We start from the raw sequence: 15777 nt of genomic DNA, 5'->3' as shown, positions 1-15777 counted from the left end.
TCGTTTGAGCCCCTCTCCCGTCGGCGACCCTGAGGGAGCCCCCTTGCGGGTGAGATGGGTTGGGGTGAGGGTCCGGCAACGCGCGGCGCCGCGCTCCGCCCGTACCCTCTCCCCCGCCCCTCTCCCAAAGGGAGAGGGGGGAAAAACCAGAATCACACGCTGCGCGTCGCCTCCACCGGCGAAACGCGGGAGGCGCGCAACGCCGGCGCGAGCACCGCGCCCTGACCGAGCAGCAGCAACGCGACCACGCCGGCCACCACATAGGCCAGCGACAGTCGCGCCATCTCGAACTGGGTCACCATCCACAGGTTGATGCCAATCGCCAGCACCGCCCCGACGAGCACCCCGCCGAGGCCGATCAGCAGGTTCTCGGTGAGGAAGTAATTGAGGATGTCGCCGCGGGTGGCGCCCAGCGCGCGACGCACGCCGATCTGCTTGCGCCGCTGGCCGACCCAGAAGCTGGTCAGGCCCACGATGCCGGCGGCCGTGATCGCCAGCAGCACCACGCTGATGATGCCCATCAGGATCGCCATGCCACGGTCGCTGTCGTAGATGCGCCGGCGCACCTCGGCGAAACTCAGCAACCCGTCCTTGGGATCGATGATGCGCATGCGGCTTTGCGCATACAGCGCCTTGGGCGCCTGGCGCATCGCGGCGGCAAGCTGGCCCGGCTTCGCACGCACGAGGTAGAACACCCCTTGTGGAAAATTCGGACGCTTCGGCCACAGCACGACCTGATAGGCGTAAGCCCTCGTCCAGGTGCCCACGTTTTGCCGTTGCAGGCGATCGACGATGCCGATGATGGTGCTGGGAGTGCTGCTCATCAGGTAGATCGGCTTGCCCAGTGCCGTGCCGTCGGGGAACATGCGATCGGCCAGCGCCTTGGTTACGATGACCTCGGGCGGATTGGTGAAATCGCGCGAACCCATCCGGCCGATTTCGTCGGCGCGGAAATTGCGTCCGGCGATCAGCTTCAGCCCCAGCGTATCGATCAGGTGTTCGTCGCTTGCGTATATCGCCGGGTCGGCAGTCCATTGGAGCTGATCCGGAGTGAGGCTGGCGGGAATGTCGTCGCCACCGCCGCTCAACGGGTAGGAACTGGCGGGCGCCGCATCGCGCACGCCGGGAAGTTGCCGCAGCGCGTAAAGGTCGGCCTGCACCTGCGCATCGATCTGCGACGGGGTTGTCGGCCCCGCCCATTCGCTGTAGATCACGAACAGGTTGGCTTCGTCCACACCGCTGGGCTGGGACAGATGCGCCAACCGCTGGTGGATGATGAACAGGGCGTTGCACACGATCGCCAGGGTCAGCGCGATCTGCAGCGCAAGCAGCACGGTGCCGGCCTTGTGGTGGCGCAGCGCGGCGAGGATGGGTTTGATCTGCATCGCCATCGCCTCAGTTGGATTTCAATTGCCAGGCCGGCTGCACCTGTGCCGCGCGCCAGGCCGGGTAGAACGCCGCCGCCACGGTGGCGAAGATCGCGACCGCCAGGGTCAGCGCCACCAGCGAAAAGTCCAGCTGCGCCAGCCGCGCGATCTGCGGGGGAAACAGCAGGCCCACGCCGGTAACCCCTGCCGCAGTGAGCAGCAGGCCCAGCACGCCACCGGCCAGCCCCACCGTGGCCGCTTCAAGCAGGTATTGCGCGTAGATTTCCCGGCGCGAGGCACCCAGCGCGCGGCGCACGCCGATCTCGCCGGCACGACGCAGGAACTTGGCCAGCAGCAGGCCAATGGTGTTGACCAGGCAGATCGCGAAGAAGCCCAGCGCGACGATCAGCGAAATGCGGCTTTCCGGCGGCACCACATGCTCGTGCGCGAGCCATTGCGTCACGTCGCGCAGGCGCACGTTCGGCGTCCACGCGAAACGCCCGGCCCGCTGCTGATCGGCGGCATAGCCCTCGAGGAATTGGCGGTAGTGTGCAACATCCGCTGCGCTGTCCAGTTCCACCCACGGCGTGACCCACACGCAATTGCTGTGCAGCCAGCCGTCCCAGCCGGTGAAGTTCAATTTTCCGCGGCAGCTGTTGCTGCCCGCACTGTTGATCTGCAGATCCAGCGCGCGGGTGAACGGCAGATAGAAATCCGTGGCATCCACGAAGCCGCTGCTGCTGAACAAATCGAAGAAGCGCGGCTTGGGGTTCCAGTGCCTGGTCACGCCGACGATGCGGTAGTCATGCCCATTCAGCGTGATCTCGCGCCCCACGCTGTCGGCGCCACCGAACAGCTTCTGGTTGAATTCCGCGCTGAGCACCACCGCGGCGCCACGGCTCTCGTCGTCGGCCGCGCTCCAACCGTTGCCGTACTGGAATGGCACCTCGAACATCGGGAAGAAATCGCCATATACCGCATAGCCCTCCGCCGCCACCGGCAGGCTGCGGCCGCCGCCCGGCGGCACCGTCAGCCGCAACGGGTAAAGCAGCGTCTGCCGCTTCGCCGCATGTGCCCGCATCAAGGCCATCGCATCGGTATAGCTCAATGCATCCGGCGGCTCGCCCTTGAGGTTCTGCTGCGGCCCCCAGCCGTCGATCTGTGAGATGAACAACTGCGCGGACTTGTCTGGAATCGGATCACCCGACACCGCGCGGAACACCGACCAGGTGATCATCGACGCGGCCACGCCGACGCCGATCGCCATCACCATCAGGGCGGTGAGGGCGGGGTTGCGCCGCAGGCTGCGCAGGCCGAGTTGGAGGTAATAAGCGAACATGCTCGAGTTCCGGAATCCGGTATGGGGGATTCGGGATTTGGAGAAGCGGCGGTCTCGCGAGCTTGTGCTCTCAACGAATCCCCCATCCCGAATACCTGCTACTCAGCCGTGCGCCTCGTCGGCGACGACCGCATGCACAGTGTGGAAACGCGGGTCTTCCGACAGGTCCACCACCTGGCCGTCGATGATGTGCACGTTGCGCTGGGCGCGTGCAGCCAGTTCCGGGTCGTGCGTGACCATCACGATGGTGGCGCCCTCGCGGTGGATGTCCTCCAGCAGCTCCAGCACGCCGCGCGCCATCTGGGTGTCCAGGTTGCCGGTCGGTTCGTCCGCCAGCAGCAGGCGCGGCGAACCGGCCAGCGCGCGGGCGATCGCCACGCGCTGCTGCTGGCCGCCGGAGAGTTCGGCCGGATAGTGCTTGGCGCGCGAGGCCAGGCCGACGCGCTCAAGCGAATCCATGATGCGCTGCTTGCGCTCGGCCGCCTTCATGCCGCGGTAGCGCAAAGGCACCTCGATGTTGTCGAACACGTTGAGGTCGGGGATCAGGTTGAACGCCTGGAAGATGAAACCGATCTTCTCGTTGCGGATCTTCGAGCGGGCGTTGTCGTTGAGGTTGCTCACCTCGATGCCGTCCAGGTGGTACTCGCCGCCCGAGAACGTTTCCAGCAGACCGGCGATGGTCAGGAAGGTGGTCTTGCCGGAACCGGACGGGCCGGTGACGGCGACGAACTCGCCTTCCTTCACGTCGATGTTGAAATCGCGCAGCGCATAGGTCTCCACCACTTCGGTGCGGTAGACCTTGGACAGGTGGGTCATCTTCAGCATGGTTGCGTCCTTTGGTGGTGGTGATCTTGGAGCCCCTCTCCCTTTGGCGACCGAAGGAAGTCCCCTTGTGGGAGAGAGGGGTTGGGGAGAGGGTGCGGGGCTTGCGGGAAATCCGCGCAAGCCCCGCACCCTCATCCGCCCTTCGGGCACCTTCTCCCGGAGGGAGAAGGGAGAATCGTCAGTTGCTGATCGCGACCGTGGTCGCGCCCTTGAAGCTGTCGGTGCCGGAGATCACGATGCGCTCGCCTTCCTTCAGGCCGTCGAGGATCTCCACCTTGTCGATGCTGGAGGCGCCGACGCGGATCGGGGTTTTCTTGGCGATGCCGTCGCGCACCAGGTAGGCATAGCTGCCGCCGGATTCGTCGACGAACGAGCCACGCTGCACGGTCAGCACGTCGTCGCGCCTGTCCAGCAGCACGCGCACCGACAGGCGCTGGTTCTGCCGCAGCTGCTTCGGCGTGTCGCCGTCGAAGCGCAGCCGCGCGGCGACCTGGCCGTTGACCACTTCCGGCGAGATCGCGCTGACCAGGCCCTTCCAGGTATGGCCGTTGCCGCTGATCTCGCCGGCCATGCCGATGCCCAGGTCGCGGGCGAAGCTTTCCGGCACCTGCATCTCCACCTGCAGCGCGGACAGGTCGATCACGCTGAGCAGCTGCGCGTCCTTGGCCACGGTGGCGCGCTCGGCGATGAACAGCTGGCCGACCTGGCCGTCCACCGGCGACTTCACGTCGAGGTCGTCGACCTGGCGTTGCAGGTCCTTGACCAGCAGCAGCTGGCGCTGGTGCGCGAGCTTCTTCGACTGGATGTCGAAGTTGAGGCTGTCGTTGTCCAGGCCAAGGTTGGCCTTGGCATGCGTGGTGGCGATTTTCGACTTGTCCAGCGCGTCCTTGGCCTTGTCCACGTCCATGTTGGATACCGCGCCCTTGGCATACGCCTTCTGGTAGCGATCGAGGTTGCGCTCGGCGGTGGTCTGGTCGATGGTGGCGTTGTCGTAGGTTTCCTGCAGCGCGGAACGCTGCTTGCGCGCGTCGATCTGCGCGCGCCGGTACCCCACTTCCATCGCGTCGGCGTTGCTTTGTTCCTGCGCCAGCTTGTTGGTCAGCTCCGGGCTGACGATGGTGGCCAGCACCTGGCCCACCTTCACCGTGTCGCCGGCATGCACCTTCAGCGCCACCGCGCCGCCGGAGGTGGCGTACAGGGTGGGGCTGACCGCCGCCACCACCTTGCCCTCGGCGGCGATGTCGCGCACGAACGGGCCGCGTTCGACGGTGGCGAAGGCCAGCCGCGAGCTGCTGACCGATGCGGACGCCGAGAACAGCCGGCCCACGCCCGGCGCCAGCCAGGCCAGCAGCGCCAGCACGAGCACGCCGGCGCCCAGCAGGATCAGCTGGCGCTTGCGGTTGGGTTTGACCTCGACCAGTCGGTCCTGTGCGGAAGTGTCGCGGATCATCAATGCCGTTCCCCACCGCGTACAGCGCGGTTGCACAGCGGTCGCTGCAATCCGCGTGCCACTCGGAGATGCCGCAATAATCAGACGCGTTTCAATGGCTTGGCGCGCACGCTCGGCAGCGGTGCGGTGTCCGCGGACACCGCACGGACAACCGGACGAACATGCTCCGGCCAGTCGCGGACGCCATCGCCGAAACGCGCAAGGCCCCGGCGCGAACCGGGGCCTTGCGTGGTCGTCCATGCCAGGCAGGAAGAACTACCCCGCCTAGAACTCCTGCTTGAAGCGGATGCCGAACGTGCGCGGCACACTGAAGCCGGTGTACACCTGCCCGTTCGGGTACTGCGCGACCACGTTGTGGGCGCCGCACACGGTCACGCCGCACTCGGTGAACTTGTACAATGCCGCCCGCTTGTCGAACACGTTGTCGACGTAGACGTCCAGCGACCAGTTGCCCTTCTGCATGCCTGCGGACAGATCGACCGAGTTGTATGCGGGCAGGTTGCCGAGCAGGCTGCGCTCGAGCAGCCGCAGGTCGGTGGTGCGCTTGCCCACGTGCACCAGCGCGCCCTGCACAAAGGCATCGTTGCCGCCCAGGCTGAACGTGTAGCGTGCGACCAGGTTGCCCTTGAAGCGGGGCGTGATCGGCAACCGCGTACCCTTCGGCGCCAGCGGCCCGTTCACCACGGCGCCGGTGGACTGGTTGATCGAACCGGGCGGACAGTAGGTGACCGCGCGGCCGCCAGCGTCAGTGAAGCCGCAGTAGTTCGCAGTCAGCTTGGCGTCGTACAGCGCGATGCCGGTGCTGATGTTCAGGTTGTAGGTCGCCTGCCAGACCAACTGCGACTCCAGGCCGTCGATACGCGCGGAGTTGGCGTTCTTGATCTGGGTGAGGCCGTTGGCGCCGAGGATGTTGAACTGGAAGTCGTTCCACCTCTCGCGGAACACCGCACCGTTGAACGACAGCCGGTTGTCGAACCAGGAGGTCTTCCAGCCCAGTTCCAGGTTGGTGAGGAAGTCCGCCTGGTACGGCGGCAGCTGGCCGGCGCGGTTGACGCCGCCGGGGCGGTAGCCCTCGGAGCGGGTGGCGTAGACCATCTTGGTGGGCGAGATGTTCCAGGTCAGGTTGAACTTGCCCAGCGAACCGCTCTGCCGCACGCGCTTGTTGAAGTCCAGACACGGCGCGCCGAGGAACGGCTGCGGCGAGATGCAGCCGGCCTCGCCGTAGCTGGAGCCCGGTGCGAAGCCCTTGCTGAAGCCGTAGAAACCGTACAGCTGGTTGGCGCTGCGGAAGTAGCGCCCGCCGACGGTGGCGGTGAGTGTTTCAGGAATGATGTCGTAGGACAGTTCGCCGAACACGGCCTTGTCGTAGTCGTAGCGCATCTGCCGGGTCAGCCAGATCGTGTTCGGCCAGCCCGCCACCGACAGCGAGGTGGCCAGGTTGTTGATCTGGTAGTCCTGCATGATGTCGTGCTTCTGCTTCTGCCAGAACGCGCCGGCGGTGAGGCGCAGGCGGTCCTCGCTGGGCGAGACGATGCGCAGCTCGTGGCTGCTGATGGTGTAGCTGTCGCGGTCGCTGATGTACTCGGACGGGTTGATCAGTGCGCCGCTGTTGTCGTGGAGATAGGCGCCGTAGGAAAGCAGGGTGTCGTACCAGAACGAGTAGTCGTTGTAGTCGGTCTGCTCCTCCTGGTTGCGCTTGAGATGCGCGTAGGCGTAGGTCAGGTCGAAGTTGCCGATCTTGCCCTGCACGGTCAGCGCACCCTGCCACCAGCGGTCGTTGACCCGCTCGGGGTAGAAGTGGGTGACCGCCAGATCGCCGATCGCCGGATCGCTGGCGAAGGTGCCGTGCGAGATCGTCTGCTGCCCCATCAGGGTCGGGCTGATCGACCAGTTGTCGTCGAGGTCGACTTTCAGCGCGGCGCGGGCACCGTTGGTGTTGGCGTCGTTGTAGTGCTTGCGGGCATGCCCGAAGCACTCCTGCATCGGGCCGGGCTTGCAGTTGTCGGCGTTGCTGACGGTGATGCCGGACACCGGGAAGGTGCGCGAACCGGGCTTGTTGTCGATGTAGCCGGCGTCGTGCTCGCGCCAGCCGACCAGGCGCACCGCCGCGCTGGGGCTGAGCGGGATGTTGAGCATGCCCTCGGCGGAGTAGCCGATGCCGCCGTGTGCCACCTTGTTGATGCCGACGGTGTAGTTCGCCGCGAAGCCGCGCGGGTCAGGCTTGTTGGTGATGATGCGCAGCGCGCCTGCCTCGGCGCTGGCGCCGTACAGCGAGCCCTGCGGCCCGGCCAGCACCTCGATGCGCGCGATGTCGTACATGTGGATGTCGAGCGGGCCCTGGATCGTGGTGACCGGCTGGTCGTCCAGGTACACGCCCACGCTCGGCTGCGAGCCGGAGTGGTTGGTGTTGCCGCCGCTGGCCACGCCGCGCATATAGATGGTGGCGAAGCCCGGGCCGGTGGCGATGCCGCCGCCGCCCTGCTGGAAGGTGACGCTGGGCAGGTACTTCACGTAGTCGTTGAAGTTCTGCACGTGCAGCGCCTCGAGCTGGTCGTTCTCCAGCACGCCGATGCTGATCGGCACCTTCTGCAGGTTTTCGGTGCGCTTCTGCGCAGTTACGTTGACCACGCTCAGCGTGGTGGTCTTCGGCTTCGCCGCCGGTGCATTTGACGCCTCGGCCTGCCCGGTATCCTGGGCGAAGGCCGGCGCGGCCATCGCCAGGCAGATCGCTGCCGCCAGCGGCAACCTGACCAGTCCGGATCGCGGCGTCCGCGCGGTCTTCTTGAATCTTGTCGTGTGCATAAACCCCTCCCCTCGAAAGTCCAGACAATCCATCGGATTAAAGCCATCACTCCTATACCGGTACGTCGGGGTAGCGCTGCAGCACCGGCCCCAGCGGCGATGCGAGCGGCCCCAACCATGCAGCGTAGTGGCGCCAGTGATCCACCCCCTCGCGGTAGATCGGCTGGCGCACCTGTTCCGAACTGGCCGTGCGCACCGGCCGCGGGTTCTGGAAGAACCGCAGGCACGATGCCTCGAACGGCAGGCCGCAATAGTCGAGCAGGCGGCGCACCTCGCCCTCGGTGTCCTCGACCATGCGTTCGTACACCACACGGTGGATGCGCCCGGGCAGCACGGCGTCGAAATGCGCCATCAGCGCCACGTAATCGCGGTAGTAGCGCCCGATGTCCGCCAGCTCGTAGCTGAAGCCCTGCCCGCGCGCGAAGTGCTGCTTGAAGGCTGAGAAGCCGCAGGCCAGCGGGTGCCGGCGCGCGTCGATGATCTTCGCCTTGGGCAGCATCAGCTGGATCAGGCCGATGTGCATGAAGTTGTTCGGCATCTTGTCGATGAACAACGGTGCCGCGGTCTTGCGCTGGATGCGTGTGTGCTCGAGATAGCGCTCGCCAAGCGCACGCAGCGCGTCGGCATCGAGCGCCGCCAGCGCGCCGTGGTAGGGCATCGCCTCATCGGCATCGCCCTGCATACGCAGCAGGCGCGCGATCGAGGTGACCTCGGGCAGCTCCATCGTGCCCTCGACCTGGCTGTGGCTGGACAGGATCTGCTCGATCAGGGTGGAGCCGGCCCGCGGCAGCCCGACCACGAAGATCGGGTCCGGCGCCGGGCTGCCGGCACCGGCACGCGCGGCGAAGAATTCGCGCGTGTAGTGCGCGCAGATGTAGCGCACGCGCGCGCTGGTGTCGTCGGCGCTGTAGTGCACCTGCCCGCGACGGATCGCGTTGCCCTGCGCGTAATGCCGGAACGACGACTCGTACTCACCGGCATCCTCCAGCGCCTTGCCGATGGCGAACTCCAGGTGCAGGCGGTCGTCCTCGGCCAGGTCCGTGCGTGCCAGTTGCGCGCGCATCGCGGCCAGCTCGTCGGCGCCGAAGCGGAAGGTCTTCAGGTTGGCCAGGCTCCACCAGACCTCGCCGAACGACGGTTCCAGCTCCAGGCTGCGGCGATACGCGGCGATGGCGCGCTCGGTATGCCCGGCGGTCTTCAGCGCGTGACCCTGGCTCACCCACAGTTTCGGCTGGTCCGGATGCCGCTCCAGCAGCGCGGCGTAGATGCCGATCGCCTGCTCGTAATCGCCGGTGCGGCACAGTACGGCCGCCTTGAGGTTGCGGCTGCCGGCATCCTCCGGATCGGCCGCCAGCAGGCGCGCGAGCTCGGCCAGCGCCTGTTCCGGCCGGTTGGCGCGATGCAGCAGCAGCGCGTAATTGCGGCGTGCCTCGTGGAAGCCCGGGGCCAGCTCCAGGCAGCGCTCGAGCAGGTGCAGGGCGTCTTCGTTGCGGCCCAGCCGGGCGGCGACCTCGGCGAACATGCGGATCGCCGCCACGTCGGTCGGCGCCTGCTTCAGGTGCTCGCGCAGCCGCGTCTCGGCCTCGGGGATGCGGTTCTCGACCAGGGCGACGGCAGCGGCCAGCAGGCGCGGGTCGCGGGTGGAGTAGCGCACGTGGCTGGCGTACGCCGCATCCGCCGCCGCCTGCTCGCCGGCCGCCATCAGGTGGTCGCCGAGCGCACGCCAGGCCTGCGGCAGGTCGGGCTTCAGCGCCACCGCGCGGCGCAGTGCGGCGATCGCCTCCTGCCCGCGCCCGCAACGGCCCAGGGCCAGCCCGAGGTCGGCATGGACCATGGCCCACGCCGGCTGCGCCTGCGCCAGCGGAACCAGGATGTCGAGCGCGCCCTGCAGGTCTCCCTGCAGCGAGCGCGCGGCAGCGAGCAGCTGCAGGGCCACCGGGTGGCCCGCAGCCGCCTGCAGTATCTCATCGAGCTGTCCGATGGCCAGCGCGGGATCCCGCTCCAGCAGGCGTGCGGCATGGGCCAGCGCCTGTTCCAGCGTGCCGATGGCTGGCGCGCTCGTCACGGCCGCCTCCGCCGCGACGACGCACCACGCCGGCGGGGGTCGAGTCTCGGGCGGCGGCACAGCCGAGGTACGGCGCGTGGCATGGACGACTGCAGCTCCTGTGGGAATCGTCGCAATCTACAACCGATTCCGGGCGGTAGATAGTAGGCGTCGGCAAATCACGCCGCTTGCCCGCACCGGTTGCCCCCGCTTCGTCGGAGGCGCTAGGCTGGATCGACGAACGCCATTGCGGGCGCGGGACGGCAGGCGGGACACGGAAGCTCCGGAACACGGCTGTGTCGCGTCCACCCACCCGGGGACTGAATCCACCCATGCCTGACGACACCGTGGTCGAGGAACTCCAGCGCGCGCACGCCCTGCCCGCCCGCTACTACGCCGGCGACGCGATGCTGGCCATGGAACAGCGCGCGGTGTTCGCGCGCAGCTGGCAGCTGGTGGCGCAGCAGGGGCAGTTGGCCGGGCCGGGCGACCATGCGGTCAGCCAGATTGCCGGCGTGCCGATCCTGCTGGTGCGCGGCGCCGACGGCGTGCTGCGCGCCTTCCCCAACGTGTGCCGCCACCGCGCCGGGCCGCTGGCGCTGTGCGACGGCAAGGGCGCGCGCGCCCTGCACTGCAAGTACCACGGCTGGACCTACACGCTGGAAGGCCAGCTGCGCAGCGCGCCGGAGATGCAGGACGCCTGCGATTTCAGGGTCGAGGACATCCGCCTGCCGCCGCTGCGCGTGCACGAATGGCAGGGCCTGGTGTTCGTGGCGCTCGATCCGGGGGTACCGGCGTTCGAGGAGGTCTACGGCGGCATCGCCGAGCGTATCGCGCCGATCGACCTGTCGGCGATGCGCTACCTGCGCCGCGACAACTACGACATCGACTGCAACTGGAAGGTCTACGTCGACAATTACCTCGAGGGCTACCACCTGCCGCACGTGCATCCCGGCCTGTCACGGGTGCTCGACTACCGCGCCTACGACACCGAGCTGTTCGCGTGGCATTCGCTGCAATCCTCGCCGCTGCGCAACAGCGCCGACATCTACGGCGACGGCCAGGCGTTCTACTACTTCATCTACCCCAACGTGATGCTCAACATCATGCCCGGCCGGCTGCAGACCAACCGCATCCTGCCGCTGGGGCCGAACCGTTGCCGCATCGTGTTCGACTACTACTACGCGCAGGACGAGAGCGCGCAGGCGCGCATCGCCGCCGACCAGGCCTTCAGCGACGAGGTGCAGCACGAGGACATCGCGATCTGCGAGGCGGTGCAGCAGGGCCTGGCCTCCGGCCATTACATTCCCGGCCGGCTGTGTCCGAAGCGCGAGGGCGGCGTCTGGCATTTCCAGAACCTGCTGCGCGCGGCCTACGCCAGTCCCGCCGGCGAATCCGCATGAGCCCGCGCCGCCCGCTCCGGCCACAGTCCTGAACCGAAACCTGGCGGAAGCCGACATGCGCAACGGCAACACGATCGGCTTCTGGACCTGCACCGCGCTGGTGGTGGGCAACGTCATCGGCATGGGCATCTTCGTGCTGCCGGCGTCGCTGGCGCCGTTCGGCTTCAACGCGCTGATCGGCTGGATCATCGTGCTGGCCGGCTGCCTGGTGCTGGCCCGCGTGTTCTCGCACCTGGCTCGCGCCATGCCCGATGCCGAAGGCCCCTACGGCTACATCCGCCGCACCCTGGGCGAGCTGCCGGCGTACCTGGCGCTGTGGGCGTACTGGGTATCGCTGTGGCTCACCAATGCCGCGCTCGCCACCGGCGTGGTCGGCTACATGGCGGTGGTGTTTCCACCGCTGGGCGCGCTTCAGCCGGCGCTGTTCGCGCTCGGCCTGCTGTGGGCGGTGGTGGCGATCAACCTGTTCGGTGTGCGCACCGGCGGCGGCGTGCAGATCGTCACCACCGCGCTGAAGCTGCTGCCGATGCTGGCGATCGCCCTGCTCGGCGGCTGGCTGCTGCTGACCTCGCCGGCAAGCTACACCGCGCACCTGCCCACCACGCCGATCACCCTGGGCGGGGTGACCGCGGCCGCCACCATCGCGCTGTTCGCGATGCTCGGCATCGAGTCGGCCAGCGTGCCGGCGGCAAGGGTGGACGACCCGGCACGCACCATTCCGCGCTCGACCATGACCGGCACCGTGCTGGCCGCGGTGATCTACATCATCGTCTCCACCGTGCCGCTGTTGCTGATCCACCAAACGGAGCTGGCCGAGGCGAGCGCACCGTTCGCCCTGCTGATGGACCGCTTTGCCGCCGCCGGCTCCGGGCGCTGGCTGGCGCTGTTCGTGGTGATCAGCGGGCTGGGCGCGCTCAACGGCTGGACCCTGCTGGGGGGCGAGTTGACCTGCACCATGGCCCACAACGGCGTGCTGCCGGCAATGCTTGCACGCAACAACCGCCACGGCGCACCGGCGGTGGCGCTGCTGCTGACCGGTGCGCTCGCCTCGGTGATGATCGCCATGAGCTACAGCAAATCGCTGGTGGCGGCGTTCACCTTCCTCACCCGGGTGGTGACCGCCGCCAACCTGCCGCTCTACCTGTGCTGCGCGCTCGCGCTGATCGTGCTGTGGCGGCGGCGCAGCGCCACCTGCGCCACCTGGCGGGCGCTGCTTGCCGGGGTCACCTGCGTGCTGTTCGTGGTGTTCGCCTTCATCGGCATCGGCCACGAGCCGTTCCTGTACGCGCTGGGGCTGATCGCGGCGGGCCTGCCGCTGTATGCATTGATGCGCCTGCGCCGCCGCGCCGCGCCGTCCACCGAGGTCATTCCGGAATGAGAGATCCACGCTACGACATCCTGTTCGAACCCGTGAGGATCGGTCCGGTCACCGCGAAGAACCGCTTCTTCCAGGTGCCGCACTGCAACGGCATGGGCCACGCGATGCCGCTGGCGCACGCGGCGATGCGCGAGATGAAGGCCGCGGGCGGCTGGGCGGTGGTCTCCACCGAGGAATGCGAGATCCACCCCAGCGGCGACCTCACGCCCTACGTCGAGGCGCGGCTGTGGGACGACCGCGACATCCCCGCGCTGGCGCTGATGTGCGACCAGGTGCACACGCACGGCGCGCTGGCCGCGCTGGAGCTGAGCCACAACGGCCCCACCGCATCGAACCTGTATTCGCGCGAGGTGCTGATCGCGCCCTCGCACCAGCCGACCAAGTACGGCTATCCGCATCAGGCGCGCGCGATGACCCTGCACGACATCCGCGAGTACCGGCGTTGGCACCGCGAGGCGGCGATCCGCGGCAAGCGCGCCGGCATGGACATCATCTATGTCTACGCCGCGCACGACCTGTCGCTGGCGATGCACTTCCTGCAACGCCGGCGCAACCAGCGCAGCGACGAATACGGCGGCTCGCTGGAGAACCGCGTGCGCCTGCTGCGCGAGGTGCTGCAAGACACGAAGGAAGCCGTGGGCGACCGCTGCGCGGTGGCGCTGCGCTTCGCCGTCGAGGAAGGGTTGGGCTCCGGCGGCGTGGAACTGGCCGAGGCGCAGGACATCGTGGGCATGCTGGCCGAGCTGCCCGACTTGTGGGATGTGAACCTGGCCGCCTGGTACAACGACTCGGTGCCCTCGCGCTTCGCCGCCGAGGGCGCGCAGGAACCGTTCATCGCGTTCGTGAAGAAGGCCACCAGCAAGCCGGTGGTAGGCGTGGGCCGCTTCACCTCGCCGGATACCATGGTGTCGCAGCTCAAGCGCGGTGTGCTGGACATGATCGGCTGTGCGCGGCCGTCGATCGCCGACCCGTTCCTGCCGAAGAAGATCGAGGAAGGACGCGCCGACGACATTCGCGAGTGCATCGGCTGCAACGTCTGCGTCTCCGGCGACATGACCATCTCGCCGATCCGCTGCACGCAAAACCCGACCATGGGCGAGGAATGGCGCAAGGGCTGGCACCCGGAACGCATCGCGCCGAAGCGCTCGGCGGCACGCGTGTTGGTGGTGGGCGCCGGCCCGGCCGGGCTAGAGGCCGCGCGCGCGCTGGGCCAGCGCGGCTACGAAGTGAGCCTGGCCGAGGCGCGCAGGGAACTGGGCGGTCGCGTCAGCCGCGAGTCGCGCCTGCCCGGCCTCGCCGAATGGGCACGCGTGCGCGACTGGCGCATTGGCCAGATCAACAAGCTGTCCAATATAGCCGTCTATCTCGACTCGGCCCTGACCGCGCAGGACGTGCTCGACTTCGGCGCTGAACACGTGGTGCTGGCCACCGGCTGCCACTGGCGCCGCGACGGCTGTGGTCGCAGCCATGGCTTCGCCATCCCCGGCTTCGCGGAGAACCCGCGCGTGTTCACCGTGGACGACCTGATGGACGGCCGCCTGCCGGAGGGCAAGGTAGTGGTGTACGACGACGACGGCTACTACCACGCCAGCGTTGCCGCCGAACTGCTGCGCCTTCGTGGCTGCGAGGTAATCCACCTCACACCCGAGGACAGCCTCGCGCCGTGGACGTTGAACACCCTGGATTACCGCCATGTGCGCAAGCGCATGGCCGAACTCGGCATCGAGGCGCTGGTCTCGCACGAGGTCACGGGCTACGCCGGCAGCGCGCTCACCGTCGAGGACGTGTGGACCCATCGCCAGCGCGAACTGGCGTGCGACGCGGTGGTCACCGTCACCGCCCGCCTGCCCGACGACGCGCTGTACCAGGAACTCTGCCGCCGCGAAGCCGAGTGGATGGATGCCGGCGTCAGCAGCCTGCGCTGCATCGGCGACGCCGAGGCGCCAGGACTGATCGCCCACGCGGTCTACGCCGGCCACCGCTACGCACGCGAACTGGAGGAGCCGGCCGATGGCGAGGTCGCGTTCAGGCGGCATTTCCACAGCGCGGATGCCGACGACCTGCGTCGCCCGCACGGACAACCGCCCGGCCGCCGTTCCCAAGAGACGCTCTGATCAAGTCTTTGCCCGTCATTCCAGCTAAAGCTGGAATCCAGTGCCTTTAACCGTTGCCGAGGCACTGGATCCCGGCTTGACCAGCCTGCGGCTGTTGAAAAGCGCCTCGCCGGGATGACGGCTTGTTCAGGCCTTTCCTAGCGGAACTGTCGGTCGCCCTGCCCGGCGTGCGCGCGAGCGATCCGTGCGGCCAATTGCCGGCTCAGCGGCGACAGCCGGGTGACCGCCTCGCCGCACAGCAGGTCGAAGCCGGCCAGCCGGCGCCGGCGAAAGCGCAGCAGGCAGGCGTCGAGCACCCGCACATGTGGCGCCGGCGCCGGCGCCGTCGCGGGCAGCGGCTCGCCGCTCGCCAGCAGGCGGTCCCAGCCCAGGTAGTCGGTATCCGGCAGCAGGTGCAGGCGCACGCAAGGGCGGCCGTCGCGGTCGATGCCGTCGATCCATTCGCGCGGCCCGTCCGGCGCGACCTCGCAGACCGCCGACAGCCAGTGCACGCGCAGCAGCGGCGCCAGCCTGGGCGTCTCCACCAGCACGCCGTCCGGCTGCTGCGGCAAGCCCGCGCCGCTCTCGGCCAACGGCATGTACAGCACGCTGCCGAGCGCCGGCAGCGAGACGGCCAGGGCGGCGGGCGTCATGCGCAGCCGGCGCCGGCAGACGTCCGCGTCGGTTGCCCGCGGGCATCCCTCCAGCAGTTGCCGCCACCACGGACTGAACATCGCCTGCCTCCAGCGACACGAAGAGGGCCACCGGCCCGACGAAGGCGCGCGGGCCATCGCCCGCCACGCCAGAAGAACCAGCGTCGCCGCTACTTGGTCAGGATCAGCTTGTCGTTGCGGGTCAGCCGCAGGTGGTACTCGCTGCCCTGATGCTCGATTACCAGCTCGCGCTTACCTTCCAGCAACGCCTGGCTGGAAATGCGCCGGGCCACTGCCGAAGACGGGGTTGATGGTACCGGCCGCAGAATCGGGCGCGACGACGGCGGTTGGCACAAGGACAGGACGGGCATCGGGAGATCCGGCAGCGGCGGAGACGTTTTCGATGATAATGATTCTCATTTG

General features: G+C 68.1%; 11 protein-coding genes. 3 read left to right on the top strand and 8 right to left on the bottom strand.

Annotation, left to right across the window (positions count from 1 at the left end; genetic code table 11):
- Nucleotides 1–152: 152 nt before the first annotated feature.
- From LRK53_RS05515 to LRK53_RS05490, 6 genes are all read right to left on the bottom strand, one after another.
- A complete protein-coding gene (locus tag LRK53_RS05515) occupies nt 153–1391 on the bottom strand; it encodes an ABC transporter permease (protein WP_027493774.1) in 1239 nt (412 codons plus the stop codon).
- 4 nt (nt 1392–1395) lie between these two features.
- The gene (locus LRK53_RS05510; protein WP_027493775.1) at nt 1396–2706 is read right to left on the bottom strand and encodes an ABC transporter permease; all 1311 of its coding nucleotides are present in this window, start codon (nt 2704–2706) and stop codon (nt 1396–1398) included.
- A 102-nt stretch (nt 2707–2808) separates the two neighbouring features.
- Nucleotides 2809–3531, bottom strand: a complete 723-nt coding sequence (locus LRK53_RS05505; RefSeq protein WP_027493776.1) for an ABC transporter ATP-binding protein — start codon at nt 3529–3531, stop codon at nt 2809–2811.
- Nucleotides 3532–3709: 178 nt separating this feature from the next.
- Entirely contained in the window at nt 3710–4981 is a 1272-nt protein-coding gene (locus LRK53_RS05500) for an efflux RND transporter periplasmic adaptor subunit (RefSeq protein ID WP_027493777.1), read from the bottom strand.
- A gap of 264 nt (nt 4982–5245) precedes the next feature.
- Nucleotides 5246–7783 carry a TonB-dependent receptor gene (locus LRK53_RS05495; protein WP_027493778.1) on the bottom strand — a complete coding sequence of 846 codons (2538 nt, stop codon included), beginning with the start codon at nt 7781–7783 and terminating at the stop codon, nt 5246–5248.
- A 52-nt stretch (nt 7784–7835) separates the two neighbouring features.
- A complete protein-coding gene (locus tag LRK53_RS05490; protein ID WP_027493779.1) occupies nt 7836–9848 on the bottom strand; it encodes a tetratricopeptide repeat-containing sulfotransferase family protein in 2013 nt (670 codons plus the stop codon).
- A gap of 311 nt (nt 9849–10159) precedes the next feature.
- Between LRK53_RS05490 and LRK53_RS05485 the strand changes: the two genes are divergently transcribed.
- Genes LRK53_RS05485 through LRK53_RS05475 form a run of 3 tightly spaced genes read left to right on the top strand, consistent with a single transcriptional unit; the run spans nt 10160 to nt 14722 of the window.
- Complete coding sequence (locus LRK53_RS05485; RefSeq protein WP_027493780.1) at nt 10160–11230, top strand: aromatic ring-hydroxylating oxygenase subunit alpha; 1071 nt, start codon at nt 10160–10162, stop codon at nt 11228–11230.
- 55 nt (nt 11231–11285) lie between these two features.
- Nucleotides 11286–12608, top strand: a complete 1323-nt coding sequence (locus LRK53_RS05480) for an APC family permease (RefSeq protein ID WP_235642547.1) — start codon at nt 11286–11288, stop codon at nt 12606–12608.
- Complete coding sequence (locus tag LRK53_RS05475) at nt 12605–14722, top strand: oxidoreductase (RefSeq protein ID WP_027493781.1); 2118 nt, start codon at nt 12605–12607, stop codon at nt 14720–14722. Before LRK53_RS05480 ends, LRK53_RS05475 begins: the two co-directional genes overlap by 4 nt.
- Nucleotides 14723–14859: 137 nt before the next feature.
- On the opposite strand, the gene LRK53_RS05470 is transcribed toward LRK53_RS05475, so the two are convergent.
- A complete protein-coding gene (locus tag LRK53_RS05470; RefSeq protein ID WP_008435911.1) occupies nt 14860–15435 on the bottom strand; it encodes a hypothetical protein in 576 nt (191 codons plus the stop codon).
- An 89-nt stretch (nt 15436–15524) separates the two neighbouring features.
- Nucleotides 15525–15725 (bottom strand): hemin uptake protein HemP, encoded by a 201-nt coding sequence (hemP, locus tag LRK53_RS05465; protein ID WP_027493782.1) that lies wholly within the window; start codon nt 15723–15725, stop codon nt 15525–15527.
- Between the last annotated feature and the right edge of the window lie 52 nt (nt 15726–15777).

The sequence above is a fragment of the Rhodanobacter thiooxydans genome, assembly GCF_021545845.1.
Taxonomy (GTDB): Bacteria; Pseudomonadota; Gammaproteobacteria; order Xanthomonadales; family Rhodanobacteraceae; genus Rhodanobacter.
Note: the sequence above shows the minus strand (reverse complement) of the source record. Positions and strands in the feature narration are given on the sequence as shown.

Coding starts and splice junctions, on each gene's coding strand:
- LRK53_RS05515 (WP_027493774.1), bottom strand. CDS start 1,391: ATGGCGATGCAGATCAAACCCATCCTCGCCGCGCTGCGCCACCACAAG.
- LRK53_RS05510 (WP_027493775.1), bottom strand. CDS start 2,706: ATGTTCGCTTATTACCTCCAACTCGGCCTGCGCAGCCTGCGGCGCAAC.
- LRK53_RS05505 (WP_027493776.1), bottom strand. CDS start 3,531: ATGCTGAAGATGACCCACCTGTCCAAGGTCTACCGCACCGAAGTGGTG.
- LRK53_RS05500 (WP_027493777.1), bottom strand. CDS start 4,981: ATGATCCGCGACACTTCCGCACAGGACCGACTGGTCGAGGTCAAACCC.
- LRK53_RS05495 (WP_027493778.1), bottom strand. CDS start 7,783: ATGCACACGACAAGATTCAAGAAGACCGCGCGGACGCCGCGATCCGGA.
- LRK53_RS05485 (WP_027493780.1), top strand. CDS start 10,160: ATGCCTGACGACACCGTGGTCGAGGAACTCCAGCGCGCGCACGCCCTG.
- LRK53_RS05480 (WP_235642547.1), top strand. CDS start 11,286: ATGCGCAACGGCAACACGATCGGCTTCTGGACCTGCACCGCGCTGGTG.
- LRK53_RS05475 (WP_027493781.1), top strand. CDS start 12,605: ATGAGAGATCCACGCTACGACATCCTGTTCGAACCCGTGAGGATCGGT.
- LRK53_RS05470 (WP_008435911.1), bottom strand. CDS start 15,435: ATGTTCAGTCCGTGGTGGCGGCAACTGCTGGAGGGATGCCCGCGGGCA.
- hemP (WP_027493782.1), bottom strand. CDS start 15,725: ATGCCCGTCCTGTCCTTGTGCCAACCGCCGTCGTCGCGCCCGATTCTG.